General features: G+C 38.1%; 15 protein-coding genes and 1 other annotated feature. Of the genes, 13 read left to right on the top strand and 2 right to left on the bottom strand.

The window, feature by feature from the left end; all coding sequences use genetic code 11:
- The first annotated feature begins 16 nt into the window (after positions 1–16).
- Positions 17–277 (top strand): preprotein translocase subunit YajC, encoded by a 261-nt coding sequence (gene yajC / locus AAIE21_RS04740; protein WP_018782985.1) that lies wholly within the window; start codon positions 17–19, stop codon positions 275–277.
- Positions 278–309: 32 nt separating this feature from the next.
- Here the strand turns inward: yajC and AAIE21_RS04735 are convergent, their stop codons facing one another.
- Positions 310–693, bottom strand: a complete 384-nt coding sequence (locus AAIE21_RS04735) for a TIGR04086 family membrane protein (protein WP_343265677.1) — start codon at positions 691–693, stop codon at positions 310–312.
- A gap of 114 nt (positions 694–807) precedes the next feature.
- Between AAIE21_RS04735 and AAIE21_RS04730 the strand changes: the two genes are divergently transcribed.
- A complete protein-coding gene (locus AAIE21_RS04730; protein WP_343265676.1) occupies positions 808–1,455 on the top strand; it encodes a DUF421 domain-containing protein in 648 nt (215 codons plus the stop codon).
- A 40-nt stretch (positions 1,456–1,495) separates the two neighbouring features.
- On the opposite strand, the gene spoVB is transcribed toward AAIE21_RS04730, so the two are convergent.
- A complete protein-coding gene (gene spoVB, locus AAIE21_RS04725; protein WP_343265675.1) occupies positions 1,496–3,055 on the bottom strand; it encodes a stage V sporulation protein B in 1,560 nt (519 codons plus the stop codon).
- 217 nt (positions 3,056–3,272) lie between these two features.
- On the opposite strand from spoVB, the gene AAIE21_RS04720 reads away from it, so the two are divergent.
- The 11 genes from AAIE21_RS04720 (at position 3,273) to AAIE21_RS04670 (ending at position 17,911) form a co-directional block, all read left to right on the top strand.
- On the top strand, positions 3,273–3,557 hold the full coding sequence (locus tag AAIE21_RS04720) for a post-transcriptional regulator (protein ID WP_343265674.1): 285 nt from the start codon (positions 3,273–3,275) through the stop codon (positions 3,555–3,557).
- Between the two features lie 355 nt (positions 3,558–3,912).
- A complete protein-coding gene (gene secDF, locus AAIE21_RS04715) occupies positions 3,913–6,174 on the top strand; it encodes a protein translocase subunit SecDF (protein ID WP_343265673.1) in 2,262 nt (753 codons plus the stop codon).
- Between the two features lie 196 nt (positions 6,175–6,370).
- Positions 6,371–7,264 carry a cation diffusion facilitator family transporter gene (locus AAIE21_RS04710; RefSeq protein WP_343265672.1) on the top strand — a complete coding sequence of 298 codons (894 nt, stop codon included), beginning with the start codon at positions 6,371–6,373 and terminating at the stop codon, positions 7,262–7,264.
- A gap of 123 nt (positions 7,265–7,387) precedes the next feature.
- A complete protein-coding gene (gene recJ, locus AAIE21_RS04705) occupies positions 7,388–9,727 on the top strand; it encodes a single-stranded-DNA-specific exonuclease RecJ (protein ID WP_343265671.1) in 2,340 nt (779 codons plus the stop codon).
- 47 nt (positions 9,728–9,774) lie between these two features.
- Positions 9,775–10,287 (top strand): adenine phosphoribosyltransferase, encoded by a 513-nt coding sequence (locus AAIE21_RS04700; protein WP_033672699.1) that lies wholly within the window; start codon positions 9,775–9,777, stop codon positions 10,285–10,287.
- Between the two features lie 212 nt (positions 10,288–10,499).
- A complete protein-coding gene (gene relA / locus AAIE21_RS04695) occupies positions 10,500–12,683 on the top strand; it encodes a GTP diphosphokinase (RefSeq protein WP_343265670.1) in 2,184 nt (727 codons plus the stop codon).
- 17 nt (positions 12,684–12,700) lie between these two features.
- Entirely contained in the window at positions 12,701–13,141 is a 441-nt protein-coding gene (locus AAIE21_RS04690; protein ID WP_343265669.1) for a D-tyrosyl-tRNA(Tyr) deacylase, read from the top strand.
- Positions 13,142–13,363: 222 nt separating this feature from the next.
- Entirely contained in the window at positions 13,364–13,540 is a 177-nt protein-coding gene (locus AAIE21_RS04685; RefSeq protein WP_001242606.1) for a hypothetical protein, read from the top strand.
- A 54-nt stretch (positions 13,541–13,594) separates the two neighbouring features.
- Positions 13,595–13,826 (top strand) — a binding site (T-box leader).
- A gap of 69 nt (positions 13,827–13,895) precedes the next feature.
- Complete coding sequence (hisS, locus tag AAIE21_RS04680) at positions 13,896–15,167, top strand: histidine--tRNA ligase (RefSeq protein ID WP_343265668.1); 1,272 nt, start codon at positions 13,896–13,898, stop codon at positions 15,165–15,167.
- 12 nt (positions 15,168–15,179) lie between these two features.
- On the top strand, positions 15,180–16,955 hold the full coding sequence (gene aspS, locus AAIE21_RS04675; RefSeq protein WP_343265667.1) for an aspartate--tRNA ligase: 1,776 nt from the start codon (positions 15,180–15,182) through the stop codon (positions 16,953–16,955).
- Between the two features lie 188 nt (positions 16,956–17,143).
- On the top strand, positions 17,144–17,911 hold the full coding sequence (locus tag AAIE21_RS04670; RefSeq protein WP_000903174.1) for a tRNA threonylcarbamoyladenosine dehydratase: 768 nt from the start codon (positions 17,144–17,146) through the stop codon (positions 17,909–17,911).
- The last annotated feature ends 205 nt before the right edge of the window (positions 17,912–18,116 follow it).

Raw genomic sequence — 18,116 nt, 5'->3', positions numbered from 1 at the left:
AAAGGAGGAACAAAAAATGAATCCAGGTATGATGAATATTGTCATGATTGTTGCGATGTTTGCGATTTTCTATTTCTTATTAATTCGCCCACAGCAAAAACGTCAAAAGGCAGTAGCTCAAATGCAAAGTGAGATCCAAAAAGGTGATGCTATCGTAACAATCGGTGGCTTACACGGTACAATTGAATCAGTGGATGAGACGACAATTGTTGTTAAATCTGGTGGTGCACACTTAACATTCGATCGCAATGCGATTCGTGAAGTTGTGAAGAAGTAATAGTCAAAAGCCCTGCTAATAGCGGGGCTTTTTTAATTGGAGCGTTTCGTCATGTTAACGCCGAATATACCACCAATTGTACTTGCCCCCATTAACGCAAGCTGATAGAGAAGTTGTGAGTTGGATAGAGCGTATGAGAAACCTAAGTAGCTAACGAGAAAAACAAGAATTGTAAAGGTAAGTCCGGTTGTGAAGCCGACTAACCATCCTCTTCCTTGTGCCTTTTTACCAGCGACAAAACCAGAGATGAGAGTAGAGAGAATCGCAAATATGAAAAGAGTGATTGCTAATGCTCCTTCATTAATGTTTGTGAATTTTAATAAAAGCGCAATCACCATACTTGTAACAGAGGCTAGTATTAATAAAGTGATAATACCGAATCCAATTGCTGTAGATAATTTTTTTGTTCCATCCATGGGACATTCCTCCTTTTTAATACAAACATATTTTCATTTCTTGTAAGTTAGACTAGTTTCTTTTCTGCTGGTTAAACTACACCTTAGAAGAAATGTGTAGAAAGGAGACTAAAGATGGAACTATGGGGAATTGCTTTACGAACAGTGGTACTGTATTTTATTATGTTAATTATTTTTCGTGTTATGGGAAAGCGCGAAATCGGAGAACTAAGTATCTTAGACTTAGTCGTCTTCATTATGCTAGGAGAACTGGCTGTGTTAGGAATTATTGAAGCCGATCGTCCTATGTGGGATCAAATTGTTCCGATGATAGTAATTGTAGTGATCCAGATTGTATTAGCATATGCATCTCTTAAAAGTGGAAGGATACGTCATTTAATCGATGGTGAACCAGCCATTATTGTTCGGAGAGGGAAAATTGATGAGAAACAAATGCGAAAGCAACGTTATAACATGGACGATTTATTAATGCAGTTAAGAGAAGAAGGGATTGGTGATATTCGCGATGTTGAATATGCTATTTTAGAAGCTTCGGGAAAACTATCTGTATTTGAAAAGCAAAAGAATAAGAATGAGAAGCCGATTTTTTCATTTCCGCTGATTATTGATGGGGAGATGCAACAATCACATTTGCATATGATTGAGCAGTCGGAAGAATGGCTTGTGAGAAAACTGAAAAAGATAGGATATAACGATATAACGGAAATTTCGTATTGTAGCTTTCAAAATGGGGAGTTTTTTGTAGATTTAAAAGATAAGTAAGAAGCTTACTGTTAAAAAAGCAAGCTTCTTATTTGTATAGTTATTTCAAAAATGATAGTTTTCTGATGATCGGGAGACGCCGTAATTCGTCTTTGCGAATGAGTTTGAAAATGAGAAGAAGCAGTGTATAAAGGATAGTAGTTAAGGTGATTTCCCATAATGTTTGCATGCCAAGTGAATGTGAAAAAACGATATACTTATGAAGATAGAATCCAAAAGCTCCTGCAACGGCAATCGCAATTCCACCGAAAATATAATCCCTTATATAAATTGTAAACGTAATTTTTTTTAAGACTGTGGCGTAGTGAAGGAATGTTACAGTCACAATATTAGCGGCGATTGCAAGTGCAACCCCCATCATTTGAAATTCCGGACGTGAAGCTAATGCGAAAATAACGAACAGTTTTACAATGGCTCCGATAAATGTGTTCATCATCGCGGCACGTGCTAAGTTTAAGGCTTGCAAAACAGATGTAAGAGGGCTTTGAAAATAGTGAAATAAAAAGCAAGGTGCGAGTAGTTGAATGAATGCAGTTGCACTATCTGAACCGTACATGAGAGTTAAAACCGGTGAGGCAAATACATAAAGAATAACGACTGACCAGCCGCCAGTAATTAAAGAAATCCGAAGCGCTTGTTGCAAGCGATGTTCTACTAATTGATGTTGCCTTTTTGCCATTGCTTCACTAATAGATGGTACCAGTGCTGTAGAAAGAGCGTATGTAATAAAGGCCGGTAGTGATAAAAGAGGAAACGCATAGCCATTTAATATGCCGTATTGCTGTGTAGCAACTGAAGCAGCAACACCAGCTATCGCTAAGCTTTGCATAACGACGATTGGTTCGAAAAAATAAGAGATTGATCCAATTAAGCGACTCCCTGTAGTTGGAAGTGCAATTTCCATAAGTGAATGAAAAGTGTGTTTACTTTCTTTAACAGTACTTAGAAAACCGGTTCGGATGGAAAGATGTTTTTCACGATGGAATAAAGTGAGTAAGAATAATAAAGAAGCAACTTCTCCAAGAACAGCTGATAGCATTGCGCCTGCAGCGGCGTATTCAACACCATAAGGCAAAAATAGACGGATACACACAGCAATAATCGTAATACGGACAACCTGTTCTAAAACTTGTGCATATGCGCTTGGTTTCATATTTTGTTTTCCTTGAAAATAGCCGCGCAAAACAGATGAAACCGCAATAACAGGAACGACAGGTAAAATGGCCATTAATGGATAGTACGTTCTTTTATCCGTTAATAATGTTTCAGCTAAAATAGGGGTTAGAAGCATGATTGCGATTGTTAAGATAATACTAATAACGGATGTAACAGCTAATGATACTGTTAATATTCTCTTTACTTTTTGTTTGTCATTTACTGCTTCTGCCTCTGCGACGAATTTTGCAATGGCAACAGGAAGTCCGATTTGTGTTAATGTAATTGCTAAAATAAAGGTGGGGACAGCCATCATATAAAGACCGACGCCTTCTTCTCCTAAAATACGTGCCATTACAATTCGGTTTATGAACCCGAGAATTTTTGTAATAAAACCAGCTAGCATTAAAATAAATGCACCTCGTAAAAAGCTTTGTCTCGTCATGGTATTCTCCTACCTTCTCAAAATCAATGGAATGATTTACAATAATTTATATGCACGTATGAGACAAGAATGACAAGCATTTAAGAGGAGGCGCGTATCAAGTGAAACTTTCATAGGAAAGGAAAGAGCACTGGAACTCTTAAAGGGAGTTATTGCTGTCCATTAGAGCGGGATGAAAAACGACTTTTCGTGCTGAAATAAAAAGGAGATGTGACGTATGACTAAAAAAGAAGATTTGGTAGAAGCGTACCGCGGACAGTTGCAAGTCGTTTTAGAAAGCAAAGTAGAAGAATTTCAAATGATCGGCTATGACCGAGTGACGACTCAGGAGATTTGGAAATGTTTAAAAAGTAAAAAGTGGAAAAAAGTAGACCATGACGTTAGATTGCATGAACTTGTGAATGATGTGCTAACATTAACGACAAATGAGTACATGACATATTTAACGGTAGAAGCGTATCAAGAACCACTTGGGTCATTTGAAGAATATGAAAATAAATAACCGGCTGTAATTGGTTTGTTCTTCCTTTTGCAGTATAATGATAGGTATTGATAAAGAGGAATGTATGTCAGAGATTTTAAGTAAAGGAGGTAGAAAGCAGAAGTCATACTAATTTGTAGTAAGATATAGGTTGCGGTCCAGTGTCTAAGACGTAAAATGGAGGTTTTACCTATATCGCTAGTAGCATGATAGTAAAAAAGTTTAAAATTCACAGAAAGGAAGCCTACTAACTAGACAAACACATAAGTGTGGAGGAATACCTGTGAATAAACAGAAATGATTGTTACAGGAAATTGTCTAGCGTAAATGAATGATAGGATTTGTTTATGGTTTTAGTAGCAGAAAGAAGGTACATATGGCAAAGCGTAGTACTAGAATCGTCGCATTCTTTCTCATCGTATTACTAATCGGTGGAATTATTGGTGCGACAGGAAAAAACATAACAAAAGGAATTAGTCTTGGACTAGACCTTCGTGGTGGCTTTGAAATCTTGTATGAAGTAAAGCCAGCGAAAAAGGGAGATAAAATTGATCGAGATGCACTTGTGAGTACAGTAGGTGCTCTTGAAAATCGTGTCAATGTTCTCGGTGTTAGTGAGCCGAACATTCAAATTGAAGGGGAAGATCGCATTCGTGTACAGCTTGCTGGCGTACAAGATCAGCAAAAAGCACGTGAAATCTTATCTACTCAAGCGAAACTAACATTTCGTGATGTGAATGATAACCTTCTCATGGATGGAGCAGATTTAAAAGGCGGAGGAGCGAAGCAAACGTTTGATGATCAAGGTCGACCAAGCGTTGGACTTACATTAAAAAGTGCTGATAAGTTCCGTTCTGTAACAGAAAAAGTATTAAGTATGAAGCCTGATAACTTAATGGTAATCTGGCTTGATTTTGAAGAAGGTAAAGATTCGTATAAAGCAGAAGCTGCAAAACCAAATCCAAAATTTTTATCAGCAGCAACAGTAAATCAAGTGTTTAACCAAGCAGAGGTATCTATCACAGGTGGAAACTTCACAGTTGAAAGTGCGAAACAGCTTTCAGACTTATTAAACGCCGGTGCACTTCCTGTTGATTTAAAAGAAATGTATTCAACATCTGTTGGAGCGAAATTTGGTCAACAAGCATTAGAGCAAACGATTTTTGCTAGTATAATCGGGATTGCTATAATCTTTTTATTCATGCTTGTATTCTACCGTTTACCAGGACTTGTAGCGGTTATCATGTTAGGTTTATATATTTTCGTAACATTGCTTGTCTTTAACTGGATGCATGCAGTCCTTACGTTACCGGGTATTGCGGCGTTAGTGCTTGGGGTTGGTATTGCGGTTGACGCAAATATCATTACATACGAGCGACTGAAGGAAGAATTACGAATTGGTAAATCAATGATGTCAGCATTTCGCTCTGGTAATCACCGCTCGTTAGCGACGATTTTAGATGCAAACATTACAACAATAGCAGCAGCTGGTGTGCTATTCGTTTATGGTAATAGCTCTGTAAAAGGGTTCGCAACGAGTTTAATTGTAAGTATTTTAGTTGGTTTCATTACGAACGTATTCGGTACTCGTTTCTTACTTGGATTACTTGTGAAAAGCCGTTACTTCGATAAGAAATTATCTTACTTTGGTGTGAAACAGAAAGAAATTCTTCCGTTGTCAAAAGGTGTAGAACATGCGCCAACGAGATTTGATCGTATTAACTTCGTAAATATCGGTCATAAGTTCTTTTTATTCTCAATTGTAGTTGTTATTGCTGGAGCAATTATACTACCAATTTTCAAAATGAACCTTGGAATTGACTTTGCAAGTGGTACACGTATGGACTTGCAATCAAAGCAAGCAATGAGTGTTTCACAAGTGCAAAAAGATTTACATGAACTGAAGATTGATGTAAAAGAAGAAGATATTGTACCAACAGGGGATGACAATAAAGGATTTGCTGTTCGTACAATTGGTGTTTTATCGAAAGATGAAATTGCAAAGGCAAAAACATTCTTCCACGATAAATACGGGACAGATCCAAATGTAAGTACAGTTTCTCCAACTATCGGGAAAGAGATTGCACGAAATGCATTTATCGGGGTTATGATTGCCTCATTGGTTATCGTTTTATATGTAAGTATTCGTTTCCGCTTCACATATGCGGTATCTGCTGTAATCGCATTACTACACGATGCGTTTGTTATGATTGTTGTGTTCAGTATCTTCCAATTGGAAGTAGATTTAACGTTTATTGCTGCGGTATTAACAATCATTGGTTATTCCATCAATGACTCGATTGTTACGTTTGACCGAAACCGTGAGCTATACAAACAGAAAAAACGAATTCGCGACTTGAAAGATTTAGAAGAAATCGTAAACTCAAGTATTCGTCAAACAATTGGTCGTTCCATTAATACAGTTCTAACTGTACTGTTCCCTGTTATTGCACTGCTTATTTTCGGTAGTGAATCACTGCGAAACTTCTCACTTGCATTAACGGTTGGGCTAGTTGTAGGTACGTACTCTTCTATCTTCGTTGCTTCTCAAATCTGGCTAATGCTTGAAAATCGCCGATTGAAAAAAGGAAAAGGTACGAAGAAAGTAGAAAATGAAGTATCTGAACCACAAGTGTAAAAATTAAGACGACAAGATGATGCCTCTTTAGAGGCATCTCTTTTTTCGTTTGCGGATACACTAAAGTGACACTTCCTTTAGCGATTTTTGCTAAAGGCTAGTAGATCGAATTGTGGGGAACTGAAGGAGAGTGACACTTCTTTCGTTATTTTTGTTACAATAAAAAGGTAGTTTGAGAAAAGAAGGGATTTCATTTATGGAAAAAGATGAACGTTTTAAACAGGCGGAGTTTGGCGCTATTGTTGGAATCGTTGGAAATATTGTCTTAGCGATTGTGAAAGCGGTAATCGGTTATATTGGGAATAGTAAGGCGCTTTTAGCAGACGCGGTTCATTCAGCATCAGATGTAGTCGGCTCGTTAGCTGTATTTTTCGGACTGCGGGCGGCGAAGCAACCACCAGATGAAGATCATCCCTATGGACACGGAAAAGCGGAATCGATTTCAGCTATTATCGTTGCGGTTTTATTGTTTATTGTTGGAATTGAAATTGCTATTTCTTCTATAAAGGCATTCTCGCAAGATCTTGAACCACCAAAAGGAATTACAATTTTTGCGGTGATTCTTTCTATCGTCGTGAAAGAAGGGATGTTCCGATATAAGTATCGATTAGGAAAACGGGTAAACAGTGATGCAATTATCGCAAATGCATATGAGCACCGTTCAGATGTGTTTTCTTCAATTGCAGCTTTAATCGGGATTTGTGCAGCTATTATAGGGGATAAATTAGGTGTAGATTGGCTTGTATATGCCGATCCTGTTGCGGGATTATTTGTCTCTCTACTTGTTGTAAAGATGGCATGGAGTATTGGGGAAGAAGCGATCCATACAACGCTTGATCATGTCCTTCATGAGGAAGATGTTATTCCGTTAAGAGAAGCAGTCCTTGGAGTAGAAGGTGTGAAAAAAATCGGCTCCCTATATGCGAGAGAACATGGTCATTACGTTATTGTTGATATTAAAGTGTCTGTTGATCCATATATCACAGTAGAAGAGGGACATCGCATCGGAAAACATGTAAAAGAAGTATTGATGAAACAAGATAATGTACAAAATGTTTTTGTGCATATTAATCCATATTCACCGAATTAAATTTATTTTGCTTCTATGAGGAAGTAGATGTTCATCTGATTATGGAGATGTTAATTCATAGTTTGCATCATATTGTCACCCCTTAATCTGTCTTGTATAATGGACAGGTTAAGGGGTGATTTCGTGTTACAACCGAAGACGCGTTGGAAAGAAAAGTCATTTAATGAGGAGCAGGTAAGTGAGTTGGCAAGCAAATTACAATTATCACCGCTTGTTACTTCGTTATTCCTCGGTAGAGGTTTAGATACAGAAGATAAGATCGTGGATTTTTTAAATACAGCAGGGCAAGAATTTCATGATCCATTTTTACTTGAAGGAATGGACCGTACAGTAGAACGTGTAAAACAAGCCATTCAAAATGGAGAGCAAATTTTAATTTTTGGTGACTATGATGCCGATGGTGTAAGTAGTACGACAGTGTTATATCTTGCACTTCAAGAACTAGGTGCAGATGTTGAGTTCTATATTCCCAACCGATTTACGGAAGGGTACGGACCAAATGAAGAGGCATTTCGCTGGGCACACCGTGCAGGATTTTCTCTTATTATTACTGTTGATACAGGTATCGCAGCGGTTCATGAAGCTAAGATAGCAAAAGAGCTTGGCATAGATCTCATTATTACAGATCATCATGAGCCACCACCAGAACTACCAGAAGCGCTTGCGATTATTCATCCAAAGCTAGAAGGCGGCGTCTATCCGTTTCATTATTTAGCGGGCGTTGGTGTTGCTTTTAAAGTAGCGCATGCATTACTTGGCCGTGTACCGGAGCATTTGTTAGAAATTGCAGTGATTGGTACGGTAGCTGATTTAGTGTCACTTCATGGTGAAAATAGATTGCTCGTACAGCGCGGACTGAAACAAATGCGAATGACGAAAAATATTGGTTTAAAAGCATTATTTAAAGTAGCAAATGTTTCACAAAGCGAGATTACGGAAGAAAGCATTGGTTTCTCAATTGCACCGCGTATTAATGCAATTGGTCGTTTAGAAGATGCGGCTCCTGCAGTTCACCTTCTTTTATCGGAGGATCCAGAAGAAGCAAAAGAACTTGCTGAAGAAATTGATGAACTGAACAAGCTTCGAAAAGATATTGTAAAGCAAATTACAGAAGAGGCAATTGCAGAGGTAGAAACCAACTATCCACCAGAGGACAATAAAGTGTTAGTACTTGCGAAAGAAGGATGGAATCCAGGTGTAATAGGAATTGTTGCTTCTAAACTAGTAGAGCGTTTTTATCGACCAACAATTGTGTTATGTATTGATCCGGAGAAGCAAACAGCAAAAGGATCTGCTCGTAGTATTGCAGGATTTGATTTGTTTGCTAACTTATCAGATTGTAGAGAATTGTTACCACACTTTGGTGGTCATCCAATGGCAGCGGGAATGACGCTTCATATGAATGATGTGGAGGAACTGCGCCGCCGTTTAAATGAGCAGGCAGAAGCGGTTTTAACGCCGGAAGATTTTATTCCGATTACAACGGTGGATGCGATTTGTAAGGTGGAAGATGTAACACTTTCAGCAATTGAAGAAATGCAAAAACTAGCGCCATTTGGTGTTGGAAATCCGAAGCCGCGTATCGCAATTAAGGATGGGGAGTTGGAAAGTATTCGTGCAATTGGATCAGATGGTTCTCATTTGAAGATGGCACTTCGAGACGGACAAGCAACGCTAGATACAATTGGATTTGGTTTTGGCAGCTACGCGAAGGAAATTTCTCCGGTTGCCAATGTTTCAGTTGTAGGTGAAGCATCAATTAATGAGTGGAACAATTTCAAGAAACCGCAACTAATGATTCAAGATATTGCAGTAGAGGCATGGCAATTATTTGATTGGCGTAGCATGCGTAATGTGGAATCGAATTTAGCAGAGCTTCCGAAAGAAAAAGTAACAATGGTGTATTTTTCTGAAGAGGTATTAAATAAATTTTCTTTAGAGGAATATAAAGATCAACTTATGCATGCTTCAGAGGTAACTGAGCTAGATGATTGTTACATTATTTTGCTAGATTTACCAAAGGCAACAGACGAATTACGTGGTTTATTTAAGGTGGGCTTCCCAGCGCGAATTTATACGCTGTTTTATCAAGAGAATAATCATTTATTTAGTACGGTTCCAACAAGAGAACATTTTAAATGGTACTATTCCTTTTTACATCAAAAAGCACCATTTTCTTTAAGACAACATGGGGAACAACTATGCCGTCATAAAGGTTGGTCAAAAGATACAGTAAATTTCATGACACAGGTGTTTTTTGAGTTAGAATTTGTTACAATAAAAGACGGTGTCATTTTTATGGCAGAAGAAATGAAAAAGCGTGATTTAATTGAATCGAACACATATCGTGAGAAAATGAACCACCTTCAATTAGAAAAAGAGTTGGTTTATAGCACATATCAACAACTATATACATGGTTTGAAGCGATTCGTAATCATAAAGAAGTAGAACAGTTAGGGTAAAGGCCTTGTATTTACAGACCTTTTATATCTGAGGAGGATTCAGAAATATGGATTTCAAGCAACATATCGCAATTGTACCGGATTATCCGAAAGAAGGTATCGTGTTTAAAGACATCACACCTTTAATGAACGATGGGAAAGCATACAAAGCAGCAACAGATGAAATCGTTGCTTATGCGAAAAAAAGAGACATCGATCTTGTAGTAGGACCAGAAGCACGTGGCTTTATTATCGGTTGCCCAGTTTCTTACGCGCTAGAAGTAGGGTTTGCACCAGTTCGTAAATTAGGAAAATTACCTCGTGAAGTAATTACAGTTGACTATGGTAAAGAGTATGGAAAAGATGTTTTAACAATCCATAAAGATGCGATTAAACCAGGTCAACGCGTATTAATTACAGATGATTTATTAGCTACAGGTGGAACAATCGAAGCGACAATTAAGCTAGTTGAAGAACTTGGCGGAGTTGTGGCAGGGATTGCATTCTTAGTAGAACTTACTTACTTAGATGGCCGCAAAATGTTAGACGGTTATGATGTATTAGTGTTAGAAAAATACTAATTATTATATAGGTAAAACTACGGCGATAGAAAAAAGTACCCGTGAATCTCTTGGAGAGGAGCGGGTACTTTTGTATAATTGTACAAAAAAGTATGGTGAAATATCTGTAAAATCTTTTCCTTTTCACAATTCACAATCATTAGGTTATAATGATAGAATAAAATTTATTCTAATGATAAGGGAAAAGTCAATTTTCAATAAAAGGTGATTCGATGGCAAATGAGCAAGTACTAACAGCTGAACAGGTACTCGAGAAAGCACGGCAATATTTAGCAGACGATGATATTGAACTAGTGGCACGTGCCTATGAATATGCACGTGACTCACATAGTGAACAGTATAGAAAATCGGGCGAACCATATATTATTCATCCGATTCAAGTTGCAGGTATTTTAGTTGATTTACACATGGATCCATCTACAGTGTCAGCAGGTTTTTTGCATGATGTAGTAGAAGATACCGAAGTTACATTAGAGGATATTGAACGGGAATTTAATAAAGAAATTGCAATGCTTGTTGATGGAGTGACAAAGCTTGGGAAAATTAAATACAAATCGCATGAACAACAGCAAGCAGAAAACCATCGTAAAATGTTTATTGCAATGGCCCAAGATATTCGTGTTATTTTAATCAAATTAGCTGACCGTCTTCATAACATGCGTACACTGAAGCATTTGCCGCAAGAAAAGCAGCGTCGTATTGCAAATGAAACGTTAGAAATTTTTGCACCTTTAGCTCATAGACTCGGAATTAATACTATTAAATGGGAGCTAGAGGATACAGCGCTTCGCTATTTAAATCCGCAGCAATACTATCGCATTGTTAACTTAATGAAGCGGAAACGTGCAGAGCGTGAAGAATATTTGGATGAAGTCATGACGGGTATTCGTGACAAACTGAAAGAAGTAGCGATTCAACCAGATATTTCAGGACGCCCAAAACATATTTATAGTATCTATCGTAAAATGGCACTTCAGAATAAACAATTTAATGAAATTTATGATTTGTTAGCTGTGCGCGTTGTTGTAAATAGTATTAAAGATTGCTATGCGGTGCTTGGTATTATCCATACATGCTGGAAACCGATGCCAGGTCGTTTTAAAGATTATATTGCTATGCCGAAAGCGAATTTATACCAGTCCCTGCACACAACCGTGATTGGTCCAAAAGGTGACCCACTTGAAGTGCAAATTCGTACGAAAGAAATGCATGAAATTGCAGAGTACGGGATTGCCGCGCACTGGGCGTATAAAGAGGGGAAAGCTGCAGAAGCAACAGGTACCCTTGAGAAGAAACTAACATGGTTCCGTCAAATATTAGAATGGCAAAATGAAGCTTCTAATGCGGAAGAGTTTATGGAGTCATTAAAAATTGATTTGTTTTCTGATATGGTATTCGTCTTTACACCAAAAGGCGATGTCATGGAATTACCGCTAGGTTCTGTTCCAATTGATTTTGCTTATCGTGTCCATTCAGAAATCGGGAATAAAACAATTGGTGCAAAAGTAAATGGTAAAATGGTGACACTTGATTATAAGTTAAAAACAGGTGATATCATTGAAATCCTAACATCTAAGCATTCGTATGGACCAAGTCAAGACTGGGTAAAACTTGCTCAAACTTCTCATGCGAAAAATAAAATTCGTCAATTTTTCAAAAAGCAGCGCCGAGACGAGAATATTGAAAAAGGTCGCGAGCTTGTTGAAAAAGAAGTGCGTAGTTTAGAGTATGAAATGAAAGAAATCTTAGCACCTGACAATTTAAAACGAGTGGCTGAGAAATACAACTTTGCGAATGAAGAGGATATGTTTGCAGCAGTTGGATATAACGGCATTACGGCGGCTCAAATTGTAACGCGCTTAACGGATAAGTTCCGCAAACGGGAAGAAGAACAAGAAATTGTTGAAGTAAAAGAAGTTCGTAAGCCGATGAAAATTCGGAAGTGGGATTCTGGTGTAAAAGTAAGTGGGGCTGATAATTTATTAATCCGCTTATCGAAATGCTGTAACCCAGTTCCGGGAGACGATATCGTTGGATATATTACGAAAGGACGCGGTGTATCGATTCACCGTCGTGATTGCGTCAATGTGCATACGGAAGAAGCACAAGAACGTTTACTAGAAGTAGAATGGGAAGGTAGCCCAGAGAAAGAAATTGAATACAATGTTGATATTGAAATCTCTGGATATGATCGCCGCGGTTTATTGAATGAAGTTCTGCAAGCTGTTACGGAGACGAAAACGTACATTTCAGCTGTATCAGGTAGAAGCGATCGTAACAAAATGGCGACGATTAATATGTCTATTTCTATTCGTAATTTACATCATTTGAAAAAGGTAGTAGAGCGTATTAAGAGAGTTCCAGAAATTTATGCAGTACGCCGCATGATGCATTAATAGGGAGTGTGTAAAATATGAGAGTTGTCTTGCAACGATCCAAAGAAGCATCTGTTACAGTAGATGGTGAGATTGTGGGACAAATCCCGTTCGGTTTAACATTGTTAGTTGGCATTACACATGAAGATACAGAGAAGGATGCAACGTATATTGCTGAGAAGGTTGCGAATTTACGTATTTTTGAAGATGAGAACGGGAAGATGAACCATTCGGTACTTGATAAAGAAGGACAAGTTCTATCTATTTCACAATTTACATTGTACGGAGATTGCCGTAAAGGAAGACGCCCAAACTTTATGGATGCTGCGAAACCAGACTACGCAGAGCGCTTGTATGATTTCTTTAATGAAGAACTTCGTAAACAAGGACTTCACGTAGAAACAGGTAAATTCGGAGCAATGATGGATGTTTCTTTAATTAATGATGGTCCGGTGACCTTAATTTTGGAAAGTAAATAATGGTGAAGAGAGGATTTCTCCTCTCTTTTTTATTTTTCGTGAAAGGGATTTTTTGTAAAAAGTAGGTATGATGATGTTAATAGAAATGATTGAAAAAATATAGAAATGTCTGCTCCTATTATAGGGCAGTAATATTCTCTTTTTTAACTTCGTGTATAACTGGCTTATCAATATGGAACAATAGAAGTAAAAACACCCATATTGAATGTGAGGGATACACGTATGCGCATGAACGAAAAAGGACACTCTGTTACGAATGGTGCAAATCAATTATTTAATGTGAATTTCCATGAATTTATCGACAAAGAACAAAACAATACTTCTATGGAGCTCGCTTCTGAATTTGGTATTTCCCTGCAAGATGTTAAGCGATTGAAGAGACAGATTGAACGCTCCTAAGAGACTTGACAACTGTTAGGAAGAAACGTATAGTAATTTTATATTTACATATGAAGAGAACCGATGATAGAGAAGAGTAGATGAGAGACACGTGAAAAGAGAAGAAATGTCCTAGGCTGAAAACATTTCTACACGATGACTGATTGAATGACACTCTGTAGGTTTCAACTTGAACAGCTTGTGTGCTTAGTAGAGATGGACGCAAATTTAAGCGTTATTAAAAAAGTGGAAGCATAATGTGCTTCAATTAGGGTGGCACCACGGGTATTATACTCTCGTCCCTACTGTGTAATCAGTAGAGGCGGGAGTTTTTTTATTTTTAATAAGATTAAAACAATTTGAGGAGGAACTGAATATGTCTATTCAAATCCCACGCGGAACGCAAGATATTCTTCCAGGTAGTGTAGAGTTATGGCAGTATATCGAAGGACAAGCACGCGAAATTTGCCGTCGTTATAACTATAAAGAAATTCGTACACCAATTTTTGAGCACACAGAATTATTTTTACGTGGTGTTGGTGATACAACAGATATCGTGCAAAAAGAAATGTACTCATTCCAAGATCGTGGAGAGCGCAGCTTAACACTTCGTCCAGAAGGAACAGCACCTGTTGTACGTTCTTACGTTGAAAACAAAATGTACGGTGATGCAACGCAGCCAACGAAATTATATTACATCGGTCAAATGTTCCGTTATGAAAGACCACAAGCAGGTCGCTATCGTCAATTCGTACAATTCGGTATCGAAGCAATTGGTAGTAATGATCCTGCAATCGATGCAGAAGTAATCGCACTTGCTGTAGAGTTTTACCGAGGCATGGGCTTAAAAAATATTAAAGTTGTCCTAAATAGTTTAGGTGATGCAGCGAGCCGTCAAGCACATCGTGAGGCGTTAATCGCTCACTTTGAGCCGCGCATTGGAGAATTCTGTTCTGATTGCCAATCTCGTTTAGAGAAGAACCCTCTTCGTATTTTAGACTGTAAGAAGGACCGTAACCATGAATTAATGGACGCGGCGCCATCTATTACAGAATACTTAAACGAAGAATCAACAGCGTACTATGAAAAAGTACAAGAGTTATTAACAATGATGGGTGTTCCATTTGAAAAAGATCCAAATCTAGTACGTGGTTTAGATTACTATCAGCACACTGTATTTGAAATTATGAGTGAAGCAGACGGTTTCGGTGCAATCACGACATTAAGTGGTGGTGGTCGCTATAACGGTCTTGTACAAGAAATCGGTGGTCCAGAAATGCCAGGTATCGGTTTTGCAATGAGTATCGAACGTTTAATTATGGCACTAAAATCTGAAAATATTGAGTTGCCAATTGAAAATAACATTGATTGCTATATTGTAGCACTTGGAGACAAAGCGAAAGATCATGCTGCAAAAGTTGCGTTTGATCTTCGTAAAGCTGGATTATCAGTTGAAAAAGATTATTTAGATCGCAAAATGAAAGCACAATTTAAATCAGCAGATCGTCTAAATGCAAAATATGTAGCTGTATTAGGAGAAGATGAGTTAGATAAAGGTATCATCAACTTGAAAAATATGGTAACTGGTGAACAAGAAGAAGTTGCATTAGACGTATTTGCTTCATATGTAGCAGAAAAATTAATATAGGGGGAACTCATAGTGGCTGAAAGAACACATGCATGTGGAAAAGTAACAGTAGAAGCAGTTGGGCAAACAGTTCAATTAAAAGGTTGGGTACAAAAGCGCCGTGACTTAGGTGGATTAATTTTCATCGACCTACGTGACCGTACAGGTATCGTACAAGTTGTATTTAACCCAGAAACATCTAAAGAAGCACTAGAGGTAGCAGAAACAATTCGTAGCGAATACGTGCTTCACATAGAAGGAACAGTTGTTGAGCGCGGCGCTGGTGCAATTAATGACAACATGGCAACAGGACGCATTGAAGTACAAGCTACAAAAGTAAATGTACTAAATGCAGCAAAAACAACGCCAATTATTGTTGCAGATGATACAGATGCATCAGAAGATGTTCGTTTAAAATATCGTTATTTAGATTTACGTCGTCCTGTTATGTATAACACATTCAAAATGCGTCACGACGTAACAAAAACAATTCGTAATTTCTTAGATTCAGAAGAGTTCTTAGAAGTTGAAACACCGATTTTAACAAAGAGTACACCAGAAGGAGCGCGTGACTACTTAGTACCAAGCCGCGTACATGAAGGTGAATTTTATGCATTACCTCAATCTCCGCAGCTATTTAAACAGCTTCTTATGGTTGGTGGATTTGAGCGTTATTACCAAGTAGCACGTTGTTTCCGTGATGAAGATTTACGTGCGGATCGTCAACCAGAATTCACACAAATTGACATCGAGGCTTCATTCTTAACACAAGAAGAAATTTTAGAGATGATGGAGCGTATGATGACAAAAGTCATGAAAGATGCAAAAGGTGTAGAGGTTAACGCGCCATTCCCTCGCATGACATACACTGATGCAATGGCTCGCTACGGTTCTGATAAGCCAGATACGCGCTTTGCGATGGAGCTTACTGACCTATCTGGATTCGCAACAGGTTGCGGTTTTAAAGTGTTCACAAGCGCTGTAGAAAGTGGTGGACAAGTAAAAGCAATTAATGCAAAAGGTGCAGCGAGCAAATATTCTCGTAAAGATATCGATGCATTAACTGAATTTGTAAAAGTATACGGAGCAAAAGGTTTAGCTTGGCTAAAAGTTGAAGAGGATGGCTTAAAAGGACCGATTGCGAAATTCTTCGGTGAAGAAGATGCAAACGTACTAATGAGCACATTAGAAGCGGCTGCTGGTGACTTATTACTATTCGTTGCTGATAAGAAGAGCGTTGTTGCAGATAGCTTAGGTGCACTTCGTTTACGCCTAGGTAAAGAACTTGAGTTAATTGACGAAAGTAAATTTAATTTCCTATGGGTAACAGATTGGCCACTTCTTGAGTATGATGAAGATGCTGATCGTTACTTCGCAGCACATCATCCATTCACAATGCCATTCCGCGAAGATGTTGAGCTATTAGAAACAGCGCCAGAAAAAGCACGTGCACAAGCATATGATCTTGTATTAAATGGTTATGAGCTTGGCGGTGGATCACTTCGTATTTATGAGCGTGATGTACAAGAGAAAATGTTCAAAGCACTTGGTTTCACGCAAGAAGAAGCACAAGATCAATTCGGATTCTTATTAGAAGCATTCGAATATGGTACACCACCACACGGCGGAATTGCATTAGGTTTAGACCGTCTTGTTATGTTACTTGCAGGTCGTACAAACCTTCGTGATACAATTGCATTCCCGAAAACAGCAAGTGCAAGCTGTTTACTAACAGATGCGCCAAGCCCGGTTGCAGGAGCGCAGCTTGAAGAACTATACTTACAGTTAAACGTAAAAGAAGAGAAGTAAGAACGGAAACTAGATGGGGTATACTAACCTCATCTAGTTTTTTATTAGGGATTCTGTGTATTTTTCCTGTATTCTCCTTGTTGGAGAGGTGTTTTTTAGTAGTTGTATAACTTTTTCTATACAAATAGTCGGAAAACCGCTAGAATACATCATGGTAGACCATTTTTGTAATAGGAGTGTAGGGACGCATGTTACATCAATTTTCACGTAATGAATTAGCCTTCGGAAAAGAAGGGCTTGAAATATTAAAAAATAGTACAGTTGGTATTTTAGGAATTGGCGGCGTAGGCTCATTTGCAGCAGAAGCGTTAGCACGTTCTGGTGTAGGACGCCTTGTATTAGTTGATAAAGATGTTGTGGATATTACAAATGTGAACCGTCAAATTCACGCACTACTTTCTACTGTAGGCCGTTCAAAAGTAGAATTAATGAAAGAGCGTATCGCTGATATTAACCCAGACTGTGAAGTAATAGGATTAGAAATGTTTTATACAGATGAAACGTATGAAGAGTTCTTTAAACATGGTTTAGATTTCGTGGTGGATGCATCTGATACAATTACGTTCAAAATTCATTTAATTAAACAATGCTTGCGACGTAAAATTAAAATTATCTCAAGTATGGGTGCAGCAAACAAAATGGATCCAACTCGTTTCCGTATTGCGGATATTTCTAAAACACATACAGATCCAATTGCGAAAGTGATTCGTACGAAGCTTCGTAAAGAGGGGATTAAAAAAGGTGTGAAAGTTGTATTTTCTGACGAAAATCCAATCGTAATTCGCGAAGAGGTTCGTAAAGAAATCGTTCCAGACGAAAACGCAAAAATTCGTAAAGCGAAATTACCACCTTCTTCAAACGCATTCGTACCATCTGTGGCAGGTTTAATTATGGCGAGTCACGTTGTGCGTGAGCGCATAAAGAATGTAGAAGTAAAGCGTGTAGGACAAGAATAACAGATAAAAAGGTGTATCCCTTATTAGAGGGATACACTTTCTTTTGTTTCTATATAAATCCAATTTGATTTTTCAACATATAAATTACGGCTATGAAAAATAAAAAGAGACTTCCACTCATTTTCTCCTTCTGTTTTCACATGACATGGGACTAAAAAAGGGACTGACCGCTTCTATCCACCGGCGGATCCTCTCTACCATCTAA

The sequence above is a fragment of the Paenibacillus sp. 102 genome (genome assembly GCF_039549175.1).
GTDB lineage: Bacteria > Bacillota > Bacilli > Bacillales > Bacillaceae_G > Bacillus_A.
The sequence above is the reverse complement of the archived record's forward strand: the minus strand, read 5'-3'. Positions and strand labels throughout refer to the sequence as shown.